Origin of the sequence: Neisseria sp. Dent CA1/247 (assembly GCF_022870825.1) — a bacterium.
Classification (GTDB): Bacteria; Pseudomonadota; Gammaproteobacteria; order Burkholderiales; family Neisseriaceae; genus Neisseria; species Neisseria zoodegmatis.
Genome location: NZ_CP091522.1, coordinates 919,360 through 938,426, shown reverse-complemented (window position 1 = coordinate 938,426; position 19,067 = coordinate 919,360). Strand labels below are relative to the sequence as shown.

The following is a 19,067-nucleotide window of genomic DNA, read 5'->3' as shown; positions in this document are numbered from 1 at the left end:
AGCTTAAACTTGCGCTATTTAAACAGGCCGTCTGAAAACGGGTTATGCGGGTTTCGCTAAAACTGTTTTTCAGACGGCCTTTGTATGGCAAACAACAGTGAAGCAAATACCGTGATAAAAAATACAGCTTCAACTAATAAGCCAAAGAAAAAACGATATTGCTGAAAGAAACGCCCTTTTCCTCCGTCTAACGTAAACTTTACAAGGCCGTCTGAAACTGCGGGTAAAGTTTCAGACGGCCTCTTATTTTTCGCCCTACAATATTTCATTTCCACACCGCTTTTTCAAAGGAAACTTTATGTCCATTCAAAAATTTATCCCCGCCGCCTTGCTTGCGGCCGCCTTCGTTTTGCCCGTAGCCGCTTCGGCCGCGCCCGCTGCCAAAGGCAAATTCCGTTACAGCATGGCCGAAATGCAGGATATCGCCAATCCGAAAAAACTTTCATGGCGCATTTTCTACGACAAACCTTCAGAAGGCCCCGATGCCGAATGGTTTGATGCCGTGAAGCAAGGCAACTTGGCCAAAGTGAAAAAAATGGTGGCCAAAGGCCAAAACCTCGAAGCCAAAGACGAAGCCGGTTTGGGTCAAACCGCGCTCGGTTGGGCGGCGTTTATCGGCTATGAAGACATGGTGGATTACCTGATTGCCCAAGGTGCCGATTTGAACGCCACCGACCGCGGCGACGTGTACAACGTGCTCAAATCCGCCGTATTGGGCAAAAACACCAAAATCGTGCGCAAGGTGTATGCCAAACTGAAAGACAAAACCGATTTGAACGACCAAACCGTAGAAAGCGACGGCGAAACGCTGCTGATGGTGGCCGCCAGCAACAACCGCATCGAAACGGTGAAATACCTGCTTTCACTCGGCGCAAATCCGAACTTGGTAACCACCCAAACCAACAAATCCGCCGGCTCGTACAACCAAAGCGCACTCTCTTACGCCTGCACCCGCGGGCATAAGGAAATGCAGGCTTTGCTGATTTCCAAAGGTGCCATCAACCACCGCACCGGCAAATCGAGCTGCGAATAACATCTTTGCCAGGCCGTCTGAAAAAATGGTTTCAGACGGCCTTTTTGCGAATGCGGCAAACCTTGAGTTTCAAAACCGTTTTGTAGGGGGCAGATCGCATATCCTCCCCTACAAACGACACGTCATACTCGGGCTTGACCCGAGTATGACGCACCGTGGCAAACCGTAATAAGGCAAGGTTATTGAACACCATTAGCGTTTTATCAGGGCAGCTCCCTACTCTGTAAAGTAAGATTCAATACCCGCCATCATTCAAACGGCTTCCTCTGCCAATAAGGTTTATCCGTTTTCAGACGGCCTACCTGCACCTCTTCCCCCGCGCCGAATTCAAACACCAAGCCGCCCGACAAATCGGTACGCAGCAGCGTAATGCCGTGCGCTTTCACGCGGTTTTGCACCGCAGCGGCGGGGTGTTTGTAAGCATTGGCATAGCCGCTCGAAGCCACGGCGTATTGCGGAGAAACGGCATTCAGAAAGCCGCCTGCCGACGAAGTGTCGCTGCCGTGATGTCCCAGCACCAGCACTTGGCTGTACAAGCCTTCGCCGTATTTTTCCACCAACGCCAGCTCGCCGCGTTTGCCCAAATCGCCCGTTACCAGCAGCGACTGACCGCCCGCCAGCACGCGCAAAACGCAGCTTTGCTCGTTGTCGTCGGCCGTTTTCGAGTTTTCAGACGGCCTCAAAAACTCAAACACCACGCCGTTCCATTGCCATTGCCGCTCCCTGCAAAACCGCGCGCCCTGATAAAACTCAGGCTGCCCAGCCCGGATTTCGCGCGGCTGTTTGGCTTGGCGGATTTCAGTGAAACCGCCGTCGTGGTCGGTATCGTGGTGCGACAGCACCAGCACGTCCAAACCGCGCACACCCGCAGCATTCAGGCCGGGCAGAATCTGCGCGTTGGCGATGTGCTCCGTGCCAGTGTCGAACAACAGATTATGCTCTTTCGTCTGCATCAACACCGACAAACCCTGCCCCGCGTCCCATACCGTTACTTTCAGACGGCCTTCCGCAAGCGGCGGCGGGCGGTACAGCACAAAGCCCGCCAACACCAACCATGCCAGCGGTTTCCAGCCCGTGCCGCGCGGCAGCAGCGCAATCATCGCTGCCGCCACCGCCAACGGCAGCAAATAAGGCGGAGCGGCGGCAACCGCATATTCGGGCGCAACTTGTGCCGTGAGCACCAGCAGCCGCATCGTGTATTCGCCCGCCGCAGCCGCCAGCCATTGCAGCCAACCAAACGGCAACAACGAAGCCAGCAGAGCCAGCGGCACCAATACCCACGAAAACCACGGAATCGCCAACGCATTCACCAACGGGCTGATTAAAGGCAGCGAAGCGAACATACTGCCCAACGCCACCACCGACAACAGCGACACCGCCCATTGCCCGCGCACCGCCAACAGCCAGCCGCGTTCGTTCAGACGGCCTGCCGACACCCACAGCAAAGCGCCGACCAAGCCGAACGACAGCCAAAACCCCGCGCTCAATACCGCCAACGGGTCGAACAACAGCACCACCGCCAGCGCCTGCCACCAACCCGTCCACACCGACGCACCGCTGCCGCGCCGCCAAGCCCATGCCAGAGCAAGCAGCATCAACACGCTGCGCTGCGTCGGCACCGAAAAGCCCGCCAAGCCCGCATAAAACAACGCCGCCGCCAAACCCGCCGCCAGCATCCACGCCCGCGGCCGTTTCGGTACGCGCGGGAGCAGGCGCAGCAACTGCTTCGTCAGCCACCCTGCCAGCACCGCCACCATGCTCACATGCAGGCCGGAAATACTCACCAGATGGTTCAAACCCAAAGGCCGAAACGCCTGCCACGCCTGCGCGCTCAAAGCCGATTGCTCGCCGATGCTCAACGCCCGCATCAAACCGAGGCCGTCTGAAAAATCGCGCCCGCGGGTGTCGGTTTGCTGCCAACGCAGGCTGACCGTTTCGCGCCAAGCCGATAAACCGCCGGCACGGTTTTGCGCCGCAGCCTGCCGCTCTTTGCCGATGCTGCCCACGCCGCCGATGCCGTTGGCCAACGCCCACGCCTCACGGTTGAAACCGCGCAGATTCGCCTCGCCCACCGGCGGCCTTACCCGCGCCTGCACCCGCCATTCGCTGCCGACCGGCCAATCGCGCAAACGGTAGTCGGACAGCAGCAAACGGTATTCCCGCCCCGCATCATCGCGCGCAACAGCCGTAAAACGCACCCGTTTATCGTCGCGCTGCGGCAAATCCGCCACTTTTACCGTAAGCGGCACAGAGGCCGTCTGAACCGCAGGCCATTGTTTTTCCAAAGCAGCTTGCGTACGCCCAATGCCGTATAACGCGCCGGAAAAACATATCAGCAGCCACGCCGCCGTCCGAAACCGCCACGCCGCCGCAAACAGGCACAGCCATACCGCCGCCAGCGCCGTCCAAGACGGCACGGCGGGCAGCGCAAACGAAACAACAACGCCGCTTACCCAAAGCGGCAGCCAAAACATCGGCATGAATATGGTTTCTTTTAAAACAATCAAGAAAGAGATGATAAAGAAAAATCAGAATACCGTCAGAACGGTATAGGAGAATCAGGCGATAACGCCGCTTGAATTGTTGTATCCGCGCAGGAAGGTTCGCTTATCCATTAAAAAGCGAACCCGCCGCATTCATGCTTCACACGGGATCGGTATGCACCAGCACATCGGCGTCCGCAAACAAACTTCTCACCTCGGCCGCCGCCGCTTTCGCCACTTGGTGCGAAGCCTCCAGCGTCATGGCTGCGTCCAAACCAATATGCAGCTGCACAAACACCGTGCCGCCCGAACGGCGGGTTTTCAGATCATGCACGCCTTGCACTTCGGGCAAAGCCGATACCGCGCTGCGGACAGCATCAACTTCTTGCGGCGGCAGCGATTGGTCCATCAGCGTGCGAACCGCATCGCGGCCGATATCGAACACGCTTTTTCCAATCCACAACGACAGCAGCAAAGCCAGCCAAGCATCGGCTTGATGCCAGCCGTAAGCAGCCATCACCAGCGCTGCCAACACCACCGAATTCGACAGTAAATCCGTTACATAATGCAGTTTATCCGCCGCCACCGCTTGCGAAGCCTGCTGCTTCAACACATAACGCTGAAACAGCACCAAAGCCGCCGTCATCACCACCGACACCACCATCACGGCAATGCCCCAGCCCGTATGCTGCACAGGCTCGGGATCCATCAGCCGGTTGAGCGCGTTCAGCAGCAAAAACAACGCCGAACCGCCGATAAACGCAGATTGCGCCAATGCCGACAAACCTTCCGCCTTGCCGTACCCGAAAGCATGGTCGGCATCGGCAGGCCGCAACGCCAAGCGCACGGCAAAGAGATTAAACACGCTCGCCGCCAAATCGGTGAGAGAATCGGCCAAGCTCGCCAAAATGCTCACCGAACCGCTAAACAGCCACGCCGCCGCCTTCAAGCCCACGAGTAAAAGCGCGGTGGACGTGGAGGCGTAAGTGGCGAGCTTCAACAAACGCGCGCGTGAATCGGGATGAGTGGTGGTCATGGCGTGGGTTCCTGTGAATATAAAGCGGCATAAGTTGTGTTTACAGCTTCTTCAGGCTGAGACCTATGCAAAACCCCCATCTGCGGCGCATTTCTGCGTAGTGCGTTTATGCCCTAGGGGTACTGCTCGCTCGTTTGCCTATCTGTATGATATGTCTGCACTCGCTGCGCTGCTGCGCCTTGAACTGCATCCACATCTGAGGGTTTTGCAAAGGTCTCAGGCTGTTGAAAAATGAGGCCGTCTGAATATTCAGACGGCCATCTGTGCCGCCGGTTTCCTACGCGGCGGTTTTCAAGCGCTTAGTTGATCTTATCAATCTGATAAACGACTTTATCGATTCTGCCGGTTCTGTTGTTCGTTACCACCAGCGTGCGCGGAATGAAGATTTGAGCGCCGGGCAGATAATAGCCCTCAAAATCCTGCGACATATTGAGCGTGCCCGCTTCGTTGTTCAAGGTCATTTTGCATTGCGCCTGCTGCACGGCACCTTTGAGCTTGCTGTGAAGCTGTTGCGCGTCTTGCTGTGCGCCCAAGCGGCATTGTTCTTTTAAGAAAATCCGGCCGTTTTTGTCGACCAGCACGGCAGAGCTTTGGAAGTCGCCGCCCTGCTTGCTCCATTGCGCCGGCGGCGGAGAAATGTGCAGGTTTTGGGTGGTAAACGCACCTTCGTCCATCTTCCAACGCAGCTCCCAATGGTTGAGCAGAATCAGGCTTTTCGCGTTCGGGCGGCCTTTCACGGATGTGGTTTTGTTTTTAACGTGGCTGTTGGCCGAGGAAAACATGCTCACGTTGGAGAATTTCTCAACCTGTTGATTGATTTGAATTTGGTTGTCTTGATTGTTTTGCTCGGCAATGCTGTATGTGATTTTCTTGATGCGTTGCTCGGGCTTGCCGATTTCGTAGTTTCCTGCCATCGCGAGCAGTTGTTTGTCGATATTATCGGCGGCCGATGCAGCAAACGGCAAACCCGATACCAGTAAAGCAAGAATAATTTTACGCATGTGAATCATCCTGAAGAAATTGTCTGTATAACATGCAGGCCGTCTGAAACCACTTTTTCAGACGGCCTAAACACTGTCCGATAAGCTGAAACGTGTACATGCCCGTCATCAGCAGGCATGCCGCTCAAGACGCAACGGCTGCGGGCGGGGAGCGGTGTGAAAACGGCTCAAGCCGTCAAAGCTTACAGCCCTTCAACCTCTCGCCCGAATGTGGCCGCCGATAGGGAATATACCGTAAGTGCCGACGGTTTTTCAATTAGATAGGCTGAACGGGCGGACAGCGCACAACGCAGAAACGCGCCGCAGACGAGGGTTTTGCAAAGCCCGCAGCCTGAATTTATTCTTATGCACGACCATGTAAACCCGAGCCTTCATGCTTTATAATCCCCTTTTTTCCATGCCGTCTGAAAAACCATGATGAAATGGCTTAAACGCACCAAAACCATCGTCCAAACCGTTTACCGCTTCGGCCTCGCCGAGCTTGTTTCCGGCCATATCCGCCAAAACTGGCTGCGTGCCGCGCTTCAAAAAATTCCGCAATCCGCCGAAGCCGCCGACGAACCGCTTCCCGTGCGTTTACGCTTGGCCTTGGAACACTTGGGGCCGATTTTCGTGAAATTCGGGCAAGTGCTTTCCACCCGCCCCGATTTGATTCCGCCCGCCTACGCGCAAGAGCTGGCCAAGCTGCAAGACCGCGTGCCGCCTTTCGACGCCGATCTTTCGCGCCGCCAAATCGAAGCCTCCCTCGGGCAGCCCATCTCCGCACTTTATGCCGCATTTGAAACCCGTCCCGTTGCCAGCGCGTCGATCGCGCAAGTACACAAAGCGCGTTTGCACAGCGGCGAACAGGTGGCCGTAAAAGTATTGCGCCCCAATCTCTTGCCGGTAATCGAGCAGGACTTGGCTTTGCTGCGCTTCGGCGCGGGCTGGGCGGAGCGTCTTTTCGCCGACGGCAAACGCCTGAAACCGCGCGAAGTGGTGGCGGAGTTCGACAAATACCTGCACGACGAACTCGACCTCATGCGCGAAGCGGCCAACGCCAGCCAACTGGGGCGCAACTTTCAAAACAGCGACATGCTGATTGTGCCGAAAGTGTTTTACGACTATTGCAGCCGCGACGTGCTCACCATCGAATGGATGGACGGCACGCCCGTTGCCGACATTGCCGCGCTGAAAGCCAAAGGCATCGACTTGAAACAGCTCGCCCGCTACGGCGTGGAAATTTTCTTCACCCAAGTGTTCCGCAACGGCTTTTTCCATGCCGATATGCACCCGGGCAATATTCTCGTTGCCGACGACGGCCGCTACATCGCACTGGATTTCGGCATCGTCGGCAGCCTTACCGACTACGACAAACGCTATCTCGCCATCAATTTTTTGGCCTTCTTCAACCGCGATTACCACCGCGTCGCCACCGCCCACATCGAATCGGGCTGGGTGCCCGCCGATACCCGCGCCGAAGAGCTGGAATCCGCCGTGCGCGCGGTGTGCGAACCGATTTTCAACAAACCGCTGTCGCAAATTTCTTTCGGCTTGGTGTTGATGCGTCTGTTTGAAACCAGCCGCCGCTTCAATGTAGAAATCCAGCCCCAGCTTGTGCTGCTGCAAAAAACCCTGTTAAACATCGAAGGCTTGGGTCGCCAGCTCGACCCCGATTTGGATTTGTGGGCCACCGCCAAACCGTTTCTCACCCAATGGATGAGCGAGCAGGTCGGGCCGAAAGCCTTTTTCAACAACCTGAAAAACGAAGCCCCTGATTGGGCGCAAATCCTGCCCGCCCTGCCGCGCAAACTGAATATGCTGGTGGACGAAAACCGCCAGCAGGAAATGCGTGATGCCTACATCCATCTGGTGAAAATCCAGCAACGGCAAACCCTGTGGCTGGCGGTCATGGCTATCGCTTTGGTTTTGATTTTATTATTCAAATAACGCAAAGCCCGCGCTAAAAAGCAAAAAGAAACCTAATCATCGTGTCGGCATTCCCTGCCTTGATGATTAGGTTTCTTTTTGTTCGGATAAACCGCTTACGGATGGTTACATCACTGCCAGCGGATAAGAGCCGATCACTTTCACAAACGAAGCCCGCTCCGCCAATTGAGTTAAGGCCGTCTGAACGTTGGGGTCGTCTTTATGGCCTTCGATGTCGATAAAAAACAGATAATCCCACAATCCCGAACGGCTGGGACGGCTCTCGAATTTGGTCATGGAAATGCCCAGCTCGGTAAAAGGCTTGAGCAGCGCATTAACCGCACCGGCTTTGTTGGGCGTAGAAACCACCAAAGAGGTTTTGTCGCGGCCGGTGGGCGAAGTATTTTGATGCCCCAACACCAAAAAGCGGGTGGTATTGTTCGGCTCGTCTTCGATGCTGTCGGCAATCTTGTTCAGCTGATAGATTTCAGCAGCGGTTTGCCCCGCAATTGCCGCCACGCCCGCCTCTTCCGCCTCGGCAGCCAAACGGGCGGCCTCAGCATTGCTGGACACGGAAATCCTTACCGCATCGGGAAGATGGCGGCTCAACCATTCATGACATTGCGCCAATGCCTGAGCATGGGCATAAACTCGGGTAATGCCGTTCAAACCATCGCCGTTTTTGCGCAGCAAATGGTGGTGAATCCGCAAAACCACTTCTCCGCAAGCTTTTAGCGGCGTGACGGAAAGCAGATCCAACGCCCGCCCTACGCTGCCTTCGGTAGAGTTTTCCACCGGCGTAACCGCATAATCGGCCTGACGCGCTTCCACCAAGCGGAAACATTCGTCAATCGTCGTGCACGATTGCGTGTGCGCAGCGTGGCCGAAATGCTTGACGGCAGCCTGCTGGGTAAATGTGCCCGCGGGGCCGAGATAAGTGATGGTTAACGGCCGCTCCACCGCCAAACATTCGCTCATCACCTCGCGAAACAGGCGCGTTACCGCCTCATCGGGCAGCGGGCCTTGGTTTAAATCCTGAATGCGGCGCAACACGGCCGCTTCTCTCTCCGGGCGGTACACCACGCCCGTGCCTTTCAGTTCGCCGATGGCGCGGGCGTGTCCGGCGCGCTCGTTCAACAGGCGCAGAATGGTGGCATCTATTTCGTCAATTGCATTGCGGTGCGGCAACAGTTTATCGTCGGTCGTCATTATTATTGTCCGTATCGGTAAAAGGATAGGAAGCCGATTTTAACATCAATCGCATACTAAGAGGCCGTCTGAAAACACTCCCGTTATGTTTTCAGACGGCCTCAAAGCTCACCCCGCCTGCTTAATCCATTTCTCTGCCGCGGTTTTCCAGCCAAGCATCGCGCGAACACCACCACAGCAAAATAATGCCGACCATCGTACACACCAGCATCATGCCGCTCATTACCAGCGCCGTACCGTTGTGCAGCCAAGTGGCCAGCATACCCATCGACGCGCCGATTACCGACTGGCACACCCCCAACACCGCATTGGCACTGCCGCCCTCTTTCTTAAAATATTCCATAAAACAGGCCTGCGTGTTGGCCGTAACCAAACCCTGCGTGCCGACCGACACCACCACACACCCGACCAGCCACCACATCGGCGGCAGCTTCAACCACAATACCGACACAAACATCAGCGCATTAGCCGCCAGCTGAACCGCAATGCCCCACTTCAAAATATCCTGCGCATGAGTGCCGTTTTTCAAGCGCATCGCCGTGATGCGGTTAAACACCGCCATAGTCAGAATATTCATGCCGAACACCCACGCATACGCATGTGCCGAAACATGATACAGCTCCATATACACAAACGACGATTCGGTCAGAAACACAAACATCGAAGAAAAGCTGAACGCCTGAAAAAAGAGATAACCCAAAGCGGGTTTCGTGCTCAAAACCCGTTTATAGCGGCCGGCCACCACCGAAAAAATGCTGCTGTCTATCTTGCCCGTCTGCTTCGGCTTGGCCAAACACACATAAATCAAACCCCAAACGGCCACGGCATAAACACCCAAGAAAACGAAAATCGCCCGCCAGCCGCCCAAGCTTTTCAACACCGCGCCCAGCATCGGCGCCAGCAAGGGCGCGGCCATCATGATAATCCCGATTAAAGCGAACATTTGCGCTGCTTTACGGCCTTGATAATGATCGCGCACCGTCGCCCCCACCACCACAACGGCCATGCCCGCACCAAATGCCTGCACCAGCCTCAGCAGCAGCAGCTGTTCAACCGTTTGAGCAGCCGCCAAACCCGCCACGCTGGCGGTGTATATCACCAAGCCCACCAACGCAATGATGCGCCGCCCTTTAATATCCGACAGCGACCCGCCCACAATCTGCCCGGCCGCCACGCCAAACAGAAACGCACTCAAACTCTGCTCGATACGGTGGATATCCGCCCCCAAACTTTTCGCCATATCGGGAATCGCGGGCAGATAAGTATCCACAGACAGCGGCATCAAAGCCACCAGCAAAGCCAGCAGAAAAGCCATCTGCTTTTCACTGAGCATAGAAGAAGTCGGGCGCATAACCATCTTTCGGGCAGGAAAACAATACAATAAACCAAGCCCACCTTGAAGGCGGCTTGGCTCTCGCATTATATAACAGCGCCATGCCCGCATCACACCGTCTTTAGGAAAAGCTGCACCAACCCATAAGAAACAAAAAACCTGCCGGATTCCGGCAGGTCGGATAGATTAGGCAAAGAGGCTAAGGACAAACGGCACCTCAAACATCGTTCGAACCGTTATTCCGAAGCCCCCTTCGGCCTAGCAGTTACTTAACGACACCGCTCGCAGCGTTCACGCCGGAAGCGTCCATCGGGGTAGCAGTAGTGCCTTTGGTTTTAGCGGCTTTATTGGCTGCTTTAGAAGAAGACACTTTAGCCTCTTCCGGCTTTTTAGCTGTTTTTTCAGCAGGAGCAGCCATCACAGCGGCAGACATCGCTGCCATAGATACGAGTAAAGCAAACTTTTTCATCTGTATATCCTTTATAAAATCTATGAAAGTCATGTCCGAGACATGTGCTTGTGAGAAAGGATGAAAAAAGAAAAGTTCATCTGCCCGATTGTCATCAAGTTAAAGAATATTAATTTGATTCAATGATATCAAAATAAAAAATGCCGGCCCGACCGCAAGCCGCCCCACGCCTGTTTCCCATATAGCGTTTTTCAGACGGCCTCATCTTTCGCACTCAACATCACTGCGGCATACACAAAAAACCGCAAACCGTTTCAACATTAAACATCTATTCAAAAAAGCTTCACAGAACTTTGCACGGCAAAATACCTGCGCCCAAAAGAAAACGGCCTCAAGAGGCCGTCTGAATTTCGATTTAATAAAGTTCCATCAATAGCGCGGCACTTGCGAATCGACCAACACCGACCAAGCATCAATGCCGCCCTGCAAGTTATAAAGCTGCTCAAAACCGGCGTCCGCCAAATACATGGCCGTGTGCAGACTGCGCAAACCGTGATGGCAATACACCACAATCGGCATATCATCCGGCAGCTCATTGTGGCGCATCGGAATCATGTTCATAGGAATATGGGTATGATTGGGCAGCGAACACAACGCCAGCTCTTCATCCGTACGCACATCCAGCAAAACAAACTCCATGCCGTCTGCCATCCACTGTTTCAATTCAATAGGCGTAATTTGCGGAATCATCGTCTTCTACTTTCCTTACCGACTATTGCGTCGGTGTTTATTCTGTTATCAATAGAATGAGGCCGTCTGAAAAATATTTCAGACGGCCTCACCATCAAATTTAGAAATTAAATTTAGCTGTCGGCGATAAGGTCGGCGTTTTCAATTGCGGAATATAAGTATCAAACAACACTTGCTCGGCAAACGCATCACCGTTGCGGGTAATCAGTAAAGCACGTTGAACAGGCGCTTCACCCACCACCACAACCATACGGCCGCCATTGTTGCTCAACTGGTTTTTCAACGCTTCCGGCACAACCGGCACCGCGCCGCCGATATATACCGCATCAAAAGGCGCACCGCCCAACGCACCCGCCAAGCCGTCGCCAACCTCATAAATGATCTTGTTAAAACCGAGCTTGTCCAACACCGCTTTAGCGCGCTGCTGCTGCTCAGCATCCACATCTACTGTTACCACATTAGCGCTGAGTTTGCTCAGCAAAGCTGCCGCATAACCCGAGCCGGTGCCCACTTCCAGCACCTTGTCGTCCGCTTTCAAAGCCAAGCCCTGAATCAAACGCGCCACAATCTTCGGCTCCAACATACTGCCGCCGTTGGGCAACGGCAAAGTTTTATCTGCATAAGCATAAGCCTGCTGCGACTCAGCCACAAAATATTCGCGCGGAACTTCACTCAACGCATCTAAAACATCAAAATCCAACACATCCCAAGGGCGGATTTGTTGCTCTACCATATTGAAACGCGCTTGTTCAAAATTCATTCCGTGCTCCGTGATTACTTTTGGGGTGGTTTGACCGCTCCCTCCTCCGCTCGGCAGGAGAAAACATGATTATTATTCAAGAGATAAACCGCTACATCAAATACAACGTATGATTATAATGGTTTTCACAGCGGTGTAACAGTATTTTTCAGACGGCCTCACGCTTGATTCGCCGCAATCATTTCAGCCAACTTGTTCAAATAATATTCATCCGTACCGTCATAGCAAGCCGTTGTTTCCGCATCCGCATCCAATACCGCAATCAGCTGCCCCGAACGATTGCGCACGGGCACCACAATTTCAGACTGAGATAACGACGAACAAGCAATGTGGTCGGGATGCAGGTTAACATCTTCAACTACTATCGTCTCTTCTCGCGCCCAAGCCTGTCCACACACCCCTCTGCCGAAAGGAATCCGCGTACAAGCCAACGGCCCCTGAAACGGCCCCAGCACCAATTCGCGTTTTTCAGCATCAACCAAGTAAAAACCCACCCACAACCAACTGAATGCCGCTTTCAATACCGCAGCAATATTGGCTAAATTCGCGATCAAATCCGTTTCATCCTGAATCAAACATTCAATCTGCGGCAGGATTTCCTTATAAATTTCAGCCTTGTCCGTACTCTCTACATGAAGCTCGTGCATACTCATTTCATTCCGTTTAAATTTTCTAAAACAGGCAGTATTGTCGCGGCAAGCCGTTTATACGGTCAAGCCAATTACCACACAACACCTTCCATCAATCCATACACCCAACACCAAAGCTTCAATCGCAGCCTCCCCACACTGCCTTCAAATCAAATAAAATTTTTATAAAATTCAACAAAAAAGCATATCCACTTCCCATTCCCAGCCCACGAAACCGCCACACAGCACGGCAATGTGCGTTAAAATCCGAATATTCTGCAAGTAAACAAAGGAACCAATCATGTGGGATAAAAAATGGGTTATCGGCAACTGGAAAATGAACGGCCGCCTGCAAAGCAACAACGCTCTGATGCACCGTTTCCGCATCATGCCCACCGCAGACCGAGTCCTCATCGGCTTGGCCGCCCCCACCGTTTACCTGCTCCAACTGCACAACGCCATGCAGATTGTGCTCAACAACCGCATTCTCACCTGCGCCCAAGACGTCAGCCGCTTTCCCAATAACGGAGCCTACACCGGCGAAGTATCCGCCGAAATGATGGCCGACATCGGCGTCGATATCGTCTTAATCGGACACTCCGAACGCAGCCTGTATTTCGGTGAAAAAAACGAAATACAACGCCAGAAAATGGTCAACGTATTAAATGTCGGCCTCACTCCCTTATTGTGCGTCGGCGAAAGCCTTGAAGAACGCGAAGCCGGCAAAGAACAAGAAATCATTGCCCACCAACTCTCCATTTTAGAAGGCCTCAATACCAAAGATATCGCCGTTGCCTACGAGCCGGTATGGGCCATCGGCACCGGCAAAGTTGCCACAACCGACCAAATCGCAGAAATGCACGCTTTTATTCACAAACAAATCTTGTCATTGTGCGGCAACGATGTTAATATTCGCATTCTTTACGGCGGAAGCGTCAATGCCAACAATGCAGCAGACATTTTTGCCGTGCCGTATGTAGACGGCACTTTAGTAGGCGGAGCCTCTTTGTCTTACGACTCCTTTACCGCCATTATCGATGCCGCACAAGATTCGTAAAGATTATGGAAGCCTTTAAAACCGTTATTTGGATTATCAACATCTTCTCCGCCTTAGCAGTTATCGTGCTGGTTTTGATGCAGCATGGCAAAGGCGCAGATGCCGGCGCCACATTCGGCTCCGGAAGCGGTAGCGCCCAAGGTGTATTCGGTTCGGCTGGCAACGCCAACTTCTTAAGCCGCAGCACCGCCATCGCAGCAACCATCTTCTTTGCAACCTGCATGGCTATGGTGTACATCAGCACTCATACCCACAAACACGGTTTGGATTTCAGCACCGTACAACAAACTACACCGGCGCAAACACAAAGCGCTCCGGCTCAAAATACCCAACAAACGCCTGCTGCACCTACCAAATAAAGCACGCGTTAATACAATTTAAAGTTTATTGCCGACATGGTGGAATTGGTAGACACGCTATCTTGAGGGGGTAGTGACCCTAGGTCGTTCGAGTTCAAGTCTCGATGTCGGCACCATCAAAAGAAAACAGCCCAATTTTCGGGCTGTTTTTTTACGTCTGATACCGTCTAACGCCATAAACCAAGATTCAAGCATAGCAAGGCTTTCAGCCCGATTAAGGGTGTTTTCAGACGGCCTTAATTATCCAATACAGTAAAATCCCGTCTAATTGAATAAACCAAAAAACGGGGGTATATTTAGGGGTATCTGAAAAACACCCCTAAAAAATACCCCCAAATGCCGCTAAATGACCGCCAAATAAGGAATGCCAAGCCCGCCGCCAAACCATACAAACTAGCAGATGGCAAGGGTATGTTTTTACAGGTTACACCAGCGGGCGGGAAGTTATGGCGGCTGAAATACCGCATAGACGGCAAAGAAAAATTACTTTCAATCGGCAAATATCCCGCCGTTTCTTTGAGCGAAGCCCGAGAAGCCGCCGAAAATGCCCGCCGCCTGATTGCAACAGGGCAAGACCCCAGCGCAGCCAAGCAACAGGCCAAGCAAGAGCGGCAGGCAGCCCTACTCAATACCTTTGAAGCAATAACGCGCCGATGGCATAGCGAGAACCTGCACCGCTGGAAGCCCGACAATGCCGCCCGCATTCTCAATCACTTTTCAAAAGACGTTTTCCCGTATATCGGCGGGCAACAGATAGACGGTATAGCCGTAGCAGACGTGAAAGCCATAATCGAGCGCATAGCCGCCCGCAATGCAACAGCCACCGCTGAAAAAATCAGGCAATGGATAGCCGCCGTATATGGCTATGCCGCCATGCTTGAGATAACCGACCGTAACCCCGCCGCCCCATTACGCGGCTTTTTAGCCAAAGCGGAAACCCGCCATTTACCCGCCTTGCCCCGTGAAGAACTGGCCGAGTTTTACCGCCGCTTGATATTGGCCGATATTGATCCACAAAACCGCATAGCCGTAATGCTGGTTATGCTGGTGTTCGTAAGAAGCACCGAATTACGCGGCGGCCAATGGCATGAAATAGACTGGCAGGCGAAAACATGGACTATCCCCGCCGAGCGAATGAAGCTACCCCGCGCCCATGTGATCCCGCTTTCAGATTGGACGCTGGAATTACTGCAAGAGCTACACAGCCACACAGGACAAACGCCTTATTTATTCCCCAGCCGCACAAAAACGGCAGGATTTATAAGCGAAGCCACCCTAAACCGAATTATCGAGCGACTAGGATATAAAGGCACGGCCACTCCGCACGGATTCCGCAGCTTGGCCAGTAGCGTATTAAACGAACAGGACTTTAACCCCGATGCCATAGAACGGCAGCTTGCCCATGTGCCGAAAGACAAAATCCGCGCCGCTTACAATCGGGCGGAATACTGGCCGCATAGAGTAGAAATGATGCAATGGTATTCAGATTATTTGCGGGAACGGTATAACCAAGCCCGCGAGATGATCGGGAGTGAAACAGGCAGCCGAGAATAGGCCGTCTGAAAAGTTTACAGCCACACCTAGCCCGCGATTAGCTACCAAAGGCGAAAACAGGGCAATCCCTAGCCTTGCTGGTGTGGTTTTCTATTTTGCAGGGAATTGACGTTTTGGGAGCGTTTGAAATGGCTTGGAGAGCATATTACACCCTTAAAGATGCGGCCGATGAATTAAGTAGAGAATTTAATGACACATATACACCGGCAGATCTAGTACATTATGGAGCAGTTGGCATAACTGATTTATGCTTAAATGTATTTTCAGAAAATGAAAATATTGCGCATATAGCAACAGCCCCTATATCAAACAATATCGAGGGAGGAAACGCACAGCGTTTTATTACTTCTATCATGCCCGATGGTTTCTTGTTAATACCTAAATGTTTATTAAAAAGATTGGAGTGCGAAGAACAGGTTTCTATTAGTTCGTTTGAATATTTGAAAAATGAAGATGGAGAAAATATTTCCCCCGAAAAATATCTTTTGGATTTTTATTGGCAAGAATTATCAGAAATTGAGAAGAAAACAGTATTTTTCAGGCTAATCAAAACCAATGTTCACTTTCAGAATGTTTCAAATACAGGTGGAGAAATTTTACCACCTGATAGCAGCGGCTACATGGATAGCAAAATAATATTTTCTTACAAAGACTTATATATAACGCGTGTCGATTTTGACAGATTGAAAAATTTATTAAGAGAAAAAATAACAGAAAAAAAAGCAAAACAAACTGATGACAGGAAATCGTTATTCAACATCATATTAGCCCTGAGAGATATGCTGATTGATAAAGGAATCTACAAGAACCAAGCCGAAATCATTGAATATCTGGCAAACGAAGCAGAAGGCCACGGATTGTCGGGATCCAATCTGAGAGACAAGTTTGCAGAAGCAAACAAACTGAAAAAATCTAATTAGACTTCAAAAAATCTAATTGTACTGAAACCGCCCGCAATGGGCGGTATATTTTTGCCATACTTTTCAACCACGCCCCCACGGGCAGAAAGCGATTGACTTATGGCAACCATCTTACGACAACACGAAGTAACCAAACGCTTAGGCATTTCATCAAGCACGCTTTGGTATCGTCTAGACCCCAAAAACCGCCGCCACGATCCCGATATGCCCCGCCCGTTTAAGTTATCCGGCAGCGGTAATGCTATCGGCTGGCTGGAAAGCGAAATAGACGAATATATCGCCAAACAAGCGGCAAACCGTATCTAAGGGGCCAAATCATGAAAAACGAAACCGCCCAAAACACCAGCAACGGCATTTCAGACGGCATCAACAAAGCAAGCCGGAACTATACCCCCTTTTCCCCTGAATCACAATGCGGCGAAATCCTAGCCATCTTGCAGAGCGGGCAAAGCCTAACCAGCTATCAGGCCGCGCAGATGGGCATTATGGGATTTAACGCCCGTGTCATGGATTTACGGCGTGCCGGTTATCCCGTTATCTGCACCATGCAGCCACATATCAACAAACGCGGCAAAACCGTTAAACGCGGTATCTACACGCTGGCAAACTAAAAAGGAAAGTAAAAAATGGATTTTCAATATACAAAACAAACACTTGAAACAAGAAAAGAATTATTTGCACAAGCACAAAAGCAGATGGGGGAACTGGATGCCCAAATAGCAGCAACAGAAACAGGCGCGGCGGCAGCAAAAGAAACCGTTGCCGAGGCCGAGCATTTACGCAGCGAGCGGAAAAGCCTTTTTGCCCGCCTGCTTTCAATAGGCAAGACCGATTTTGAAAACAGCGAAGTGAAAGAGCTTGACGCGGCCATTGCCGCCAAGAGAGACCAAGCCGACCGGGCGGCCGATATTTTGGCAGCCCAATCCGAGCTTTTGGAGCGTCTGTATGCCGAGCGTTTGGAACTGGTAAACCGCACTGAAGAATTGCGCCGTTTATTGCTTGGATCGCAATATGAAATGTTTATCACTGAAATCGAGCATGAACATATCCCCGAATATTTGAAAGCGGCGGAAGCATTTGCACAGGCCGCCGCCAAGTTGGCCGGATATGGTAAAGCCGCCGCCATGATGCGTGATAAGCTGATTGAAAACGGTATCAGGGCAACCGCCCCCGCTTACGGGCAACACATACCCGCCCGTGCCGTTGATTTACGCATTGACGGCTTTAATTTACAGCAGCGGCAAGACGGCAGCCATAACGGTGTTTTCGATGTTTCCGGCCAAGTAGAGCAATACTGCCAAGAAGCGATGAAAAACGCGCAGTAAGACATTGCCCATACCCGACACCATACGCAGGCCGCGCAAACGCCCTATAACGCGCACGATGGCGGCTTGCTGAAAGGATATATACCATGACACCGAAACAGGAACACTTTGCCCGTCTGTTTGTGGAAACAGGCAATGCAAGCGAAGCATACCGGCAAGCATACAACGCCGAAAACATGAAGCCCGAAACGATAACCAACGAAGCCTATAAACTGCTTCAAGACCCCGATATTACCGCGATGATTGACGGCTTAAAGGCGGAACACAGGGCAAGACACGCGGTAACCGTGGACGACGTAATCGCAGAGCTTGAACAGGCACGGCAGAAAGCATTAAACGCACCGACACCGCAATCAGGGGCCGCCGTTTCCGCATCAATGGGCAAAGCAAAGATTTTGGGCTTAATTGTGGACAAATCAGAGATAAAGGCCGAAGTGAAAGAAGCCGCACCGCCAAAGGAAAAGGCGGAGATTACAGGGGAACAGATTGGAGCAATTAACGAGCTTTACCGCGAAAAGAAACTTAATGCCACGATGGCCGATATTATCGAGATTGTAGGAAAAGACCCTGAGACACAAGAGCTTCACAGCGAAATTTTTATACAGGCCGTGCTTTTGGTTTATGCGCAATCCATTATTTCAGCATAAACCCCTTTGTTTTCCGGTGTTTTATCCACTCATGCGCTGATAGATGTGTAACCAAATACAACACTAACCAACGGCAGCAACAAAAACCATTGACAGCTTGAGCATTGAGAATTAAATTACAGATTCTCTCTAAATCATAAACCCCAAATCAGCAGGGTAAACGCTGATTTTTTCACGCCAAAATTTCACATTGAGCGGCCATTTTTCAGACGGCCTATCAAGTCAAGTTATGGCGGTGTCTGCCAACCGTAAGGCGCAGGCTGTTTGTTTATGACAGAGAGAGCACCGCCCCCTAATGGGTTTCTTAATCTCAAAACATAAACGGAGCATTCAAAATGCAAAACATTCAAACCGCGCAGCAAGCGCAAAATCCCCAAACCGTACAATTCATTGCCCGCATTGCCGTTCCCGTTGCCCGCTATCCCGAACTGGACGCTACCGGCTGCAAATGGCTTTCACTTGGTACATTTGCCGACAGACAGGCCGCAGAGCAGGCCGTTAAAGCCTATTCCAAGCCTTACGATGCCTACCTGATTCAACAGGCATAACCCCCTTTTGTTATTCCCCCAGCTTTGCCCCGCGCGGGCAAGGCGGGGTAAGTGCAACCTTTTTTCAGGCGGGTATCGAGATAAGGCCGTCTGAAACGGAGCAGAC

The 19,067-nt window shown here is 52.1% G+C and carries 20 protein-coding genes, 1 tRNA gene and 1 pseudogene; 13 read left to right on the top strand and 9 right to left on the bottom strand.

Annotation, left to right across the window (positions count from 1 at the left end):
• The first annotated feature begins 298 nt into the window (after nucleotides 1-298).
• Complete coding sequence (locus LVJ85_RS04585) at nucleotides 299-1,033, top strand: ankyrin repeat domain-containing protein (protein WP_244741860.1); 735 nt, start codon at nucleotides 299-301, stop codon at nucleotides 1,031-1,033.
• A gap of 248 nt (nucleotides 1,034-1,281) precedes the next feature.
• Here the strand turns inward: LVJ85_RS04585 and LVJ85_RS04580 are convergent, their stop codons facing one another.
• Together LVJ85_RS04580 and LVJ85_RS04575 are read right to left on the bottom strand one after the other, a co-directional pair.
• A complete protein-coding gene (locus LVJ85_RS04580) occupies nucleotides 1,282-3,507 on the bottom strand; it encodes a DNA internalization-related competence protein ComEC/Rec2 (RefSeq protein WP_244743030.1) in 2,226 nt (741 codons plus the stop codon).
• A gap of 169 nt (nucleotides 3,508-3,676) precedes the next feature.
• Nucleotides 3,677-4,552 (bottom strand): cation diffusion facilitator family transporter, encoded by an 876-nt coding sequence (locus LVJ85_RS04575; protein WP_244741857.1) that lies wholly within the window; start codon nucleotides 4,550-4,552, stop codon nucleotides 3,677-3,679.
• 65 nt (nucleotides 4,553-4,617) lie between these two features.
• Here LVJ85_RS04575 and LVJ85_RS04570 point away from each other — a divergent pair.
• Nucleotides 4,618-4,787 (top strand): annotated as a pseudogene (locus LVJ85_RS04570) (lipoprotein signal peptidase).
• Between the two features lie 64 nt (nucleotides 4,788-4,851).
• Here the strand turns inward: LVJ85_RS04570 and LVJ85_RS04565 are convergent.
• On the bottom strand, nucleotides 4,852-5,553 hold the full coding sequence (locus LVJ85_RS04565; RefSeq protein ID WP_244741855.1) for a hypothetical protein: 702 nt from the start codon (nucleotides 5,551-5,553) through the stop codon (nucleotides 4,852-4,854).
• 417 nt (nucleotides 5,554-5,970) lie between these two features.
• Between LVJ85_RS04565 and ubiB the strand changes: the two genes are divergently transcribed.
• Nucleotides 5,971-7,482, top strand: a complete 1,512-nt coding sequence (ubiB, locus tag LVJ85_RS04560) for a ubiquinone biosynthesis regulatory protein kinase UbiB (RefSeq protein WP_244743026.1) — start codon at nucleotides 5,971-5,973, stop codon at nucleotides 7,480-7,482.
• A gap of 105 nt (nucleotides 7,483-7,587) precedes the next feature.
• Here ubiB and pheA read toward each other — a convergent pair whose 3' ends face one another.
• From pheA to LVJ85_RS04530, 6 genes are all read right to left on the bottom strand, one after another.
• Nucleotides 7,588-8,670, bottom strand: coding sequence for a prephenate dehydratase (gene pheA, locus LVJ85_RS04555; protein ID WP_181792175.1), 1,083 nt, complete (start codon nucleotides 8,668-8,670; stop codon nucleotides 7,588-7,590).
• 121 nt (nucleotides 8,671-8,791) lie between these two features.
• Nucleotides 8,792-10,021, bottom strand: a complete 1,230-nt coding sequence (locus LVJ85_RS04550) for a multidrug effflux MFS transporter (RefSeq protein WP_244741853.1) — start codon at nucleotides 10,019-10,021, stop codon at nucleotides 8,792-8,794.
• A 247-nt stretch (nucleotides 10,022-10,268) separates the two neighbouring features.
• Nucleotides 10,269-10,472 (bottom strand): hypothetical protein, encoded by a 204-nt coding sequence (locus LVJ85_RS04545; RefSeq protein WP_244741852.1) that lies wholly within the window; start codon nucleotides 10,470-10,472, stop codon nucleotides 10,269-10,271.
• A gap of 369 nt (nucleotides 10,473-10,841) precedes the next feature.
• Nucleotides 10,842-11,162: a rhodanese-like domain-containing protein gene (locus tag LVJ85_RS04540; RefSeq protein ID WP_244741850.1), complete on the bottom strand. Its 321-nt coding sequence runs from the start codon at nucleotides 11,160-11,162 to the stop codon at nucleotides 10,842-10,844.
• A gap of 100 nt (nucleotides 11,163-11,262) precedes the next feature.
• Complete coding sequence (locus LVJ85_RS04535; RefSeq protein WP_244741849.1) at nucleotides 11,263-11,922, bottom strand: protein-L-isoaspartate O-methyltransferase; 660 nt, start codon at nucleotides 11,920-11,922, stop codon at nucleotides 11,263-11,265.
• A 158-nt stretch (nucleotides 11,923-12,080) separates the two neighbouring features.
• Entirely contained in the window at nucleotides 12,081-12,569 is a 489-nt protein-coding gene (locus tag LVJ85_RS04530) for a GAF domain-containing protein (RefSeq protein WP_244743023.1), read from the bottom strand.
• A 283-nt stretch (nucleotides 12,570-12,852) separates the two neighbouring features.
• Between LVJ85_RS04530 and tpiA the strand changes: the two genes are divergently transcribed.
• The 10 genes from tpiA to LVJ85_RS04480 all read left to right on the top strand — a co-directional run bounded on the left by tpiA (nucleotide 12,853) and on the right by LVJ85_RS04480 (nucleotide 18,961).
• A complete protein-coding gene (gene tpiA / locus LVJ85_RS04525) occupies nucleotides 12,853-13,608 on the top strand; it encodes a triose-phosphate isomerase (RefSeq protein WP_244741847.1) in 756 nt (251 codons plus the stop codon).
• Nucleotides 13,609-13,613: 5 nt separating this feature from the next.
• Entirely contained in the window at nucleotides 13,614-13,967 is a 354-nt protein-coding gene (gene secG / locus LVJ85_RS04520; protein ID WP_244741845.1) for a preprotein translocase subunit SecG, read from the top strand.
• A 30-nt stretch (nucleotides 13,968-13,997) separates the two neighbouring features.
• Nucleotides 13,998-14,083, top strand: a tRNA-Leu gene (locus LVJ85_RS04515).
• Nucleotides 14,084-14,303: 220 nt separating this feature from the next.
• Nucleotides 14,304-15,521: an integrase arm-type DNA-binding domain-containing protein gene (locus LVJ85_RS04510; RefSeq protein ID WP_244741844.1), complete on the top strand. Its 1,218-nt coding sequence runs from the start codon at nucleotides 14,304-14,306 to the stop codon at nucleotides 15,519-15,521.
• A 113-nt stretch (nucleotides 15,522-15,634) separates the two neighbouring features.
• Nucleotides 15,635-16,441: a hypothetical protein gene (locus tag LVJ85_RS04505; RefSeq protein ID WP_244741842.1), complete on the top strand. Its 807-nt coding sequence runs from the start codon at nucleotides 15,635-15,637 to the stop codon at nucleotides 16,439-16,441.
• Nucleotides 16,442-16,540: 99 nt separating this feature from the next.
• On the top strand, nucleotides 16,541-16,747 hold the full coding sequence (locus tag LVJ85_RS04500) for an AlpA family transcriptional regulator (RefSeq protein WP_244741840.1): 207 nt from the start codon (nucleotides 16,541-16,543) through the stop codon (nucleotides 16,745-16,747).
• A gap of 11 nt (nucleotides 16,748-16,758) precedes the next feature.
• Nucleotides 16,759-17,052 (top strand): helix-turn-helix domain-containing protein, encoded by a 294-nt coding sequence (locus tag LVJ85_RS04495; protein ID WP_244741838.1) that lies wholly within the window; start codon nucleotides 16,759-16,761, stop codon nucleotides 17,050-17,052.
• 15 nt (nucleotides 17,053-17,067) lie between these two features.
• On the top strand, nucleotides 17,068-17,766 hold the full coding sequence (locus tag LVJ85_RS04490) for a hypothetical protein (RefSeq protein ID WP_244741836.1): 699 nt from the start codon (nucleotides 17,068-17,070) through the stop codon (nucleotides 17,764-17,766).
• Nucleotides 17,767-17,852: 86 nt separating this feature from the next.
• Complete coding sequence (locus tag LVJ85_RS04485; RefSeq protein ID WP_244741834.1) at nucleotides 17,853-18,413, top strand: terminase small subunit; 561 nt, start codon at nucleotides 17,853-17,855, stop codon at nucleotides 18,411-18,413.
• A 335-nt stretch (nucleotides 18,414-18,748) separates the two neighbouring features.
• Nucleotides 18,749-18,961, top strand: a complete 213-nt coding sequence (locus LVJ85_RS04480) for a hypothetical protein (protein ID WP_244741831.1) — start codon at nucleotides 18,749-18,751, stop codon at nucleotides 18,959-18,961.
• Nucleotides 18,962-19,067 lie beyond the last annotated feature (106 nt).

Excerpts from the sequence above, each read along its gene's own strand:
- LVJ85_RS04585 (WP_244741860.1), top strand. The coding sequence starts at position 299 with ATGTCCATTCAAAAATTTATCCCCGCCGCCTTGCTTGCGGCCGCCTTC.
- LVJ85_RS04580 (WP_244743030.1), bottom strand. The coding sequence starts at position 3,507 with ATGTTTTGGCTGCCGCTTTGGGTAAGCGGCGTTGTTGTTTCGTTTGCG.
- LVJ85_RS04575 (WP_244741857.1), bottom strand. The coding sequence starts at position 4,552 with ATGACCACCACTCATCCCGATTCACGCGCGCGTTTGTTGAAGCTCGCC.
- LVJ85_RS04565 (WP_244741855.1), bottom strand. The coding sequence starts at position 5,553 with ATGCGTAAAATTATTCTTGCTTTACTGGTATCGGGTTTGCCGTTTGCT.
- ubiB (WP_244743026.1), top strand. The coding sequence starts at position 5,971 with ATGAAATGGCTTAAACGCACCAAAACCATCGTCCAAACCGTTTACCGC.
- pheA (WP_181792175.1), bottom strand. The coding sequence starts at position 8,670 with ATGACGACCGACGATAAACTGTTGCCGCACCGCAATGCAATTGACGAA.
- LVJ85_RS04550 (WP_244741853.1), bottom strand. The coding sequence starts at position 10,021 with ATGCGCCCGACTTCTTCTATGCTCAGTGAAAAGCAGATGGCTTTTCTG.
- LVJ85_RS04545 (WP_244741852.1), bottom strand. The coding sequence starts at position 10,472 with ATGAAAAAGTTTGCTTTACTCGTATCTATGGCAGCGATGTCTGCCGCT.
- LVJ85_RS04540 (WP_244741850.1), bottom strand. The coding sequence starts at position 11,162 with ATGATTCCGCAAATTACGCCTATTGAATTGAAACAGTGGATGGCAGAC.
- LVJ85_RS04535 (WP_244741849.1), bottom strand. The coding sequence starts at position 11,922 with ATGAATTTTGAACAAGCGCGTTTCAATATGGTAGAGCAACAAATCCGC.
- LVJ85_RS04530 (WP_244743023.1), bottom strand. The coding sequence starts at position 12,569 with ATGCACGAGCTTCATGTAGAGAGTACGGACAAGGCTGAAATTTATAAG.
- tpiA (WP_244741847.1), top strand. The coding sequence starts at position 12,853 with ATGTGGGATAAAAAATGGGTTATCGGCAACTGGAAAATGAACGGCCGC.
- secG (WP_244741845.1), top strand. The coding sequence starts at position 13,614 with ATGGAAGCCTTTAAAACCGTTATTTGGATTATCAACATCTTCTCCGCC.
- LVJ85_RS04510 (WP_244741844.1), top strand. The coding sequence starts at position 14,304 with ATGCCGCTAAATGACCGCCAAATAAGGAATGCCAAGCCCGCCGCCAAA.
- LVJ85_RS04500 (WP_244741840.1), top strand. The coding sequence starts at position 16,541 with ATGGCAACCATCTTACGACAACACGAAGTAACCAAACGCTTAGGCATT.
- LVJ85_RS04495 (WP_244741838.1), top strand. The coding sequence starts at position 16,759 with ATGAAAAACGAAACCGCCCAAAACACCAGCAACGGCATTTCAGACGGC.
- LVJ85_RS04490 (WP_244741836.1), top strand. The coding sequence starts at position 17,068 with ATGGATTTTCAATATACAAAACAAACACTTGAAACAAGAAAAGAATTA.
- LVJ85_RS04485 (WP_244741834.1), top strand. The coding sequence starts at position 17,853 with ATGACACCGAAACAGGAACACTTTGCCCGTCTGTTTGTGGAAACAGGC.
- LVJ85_RS04480 (WP_244741831.1), top strand. The coding sequence starts at position 18,749 with ATGCAAAACATTCAAACCGCGCAGCAAGCGCAAAATCCCCAAACCGTA.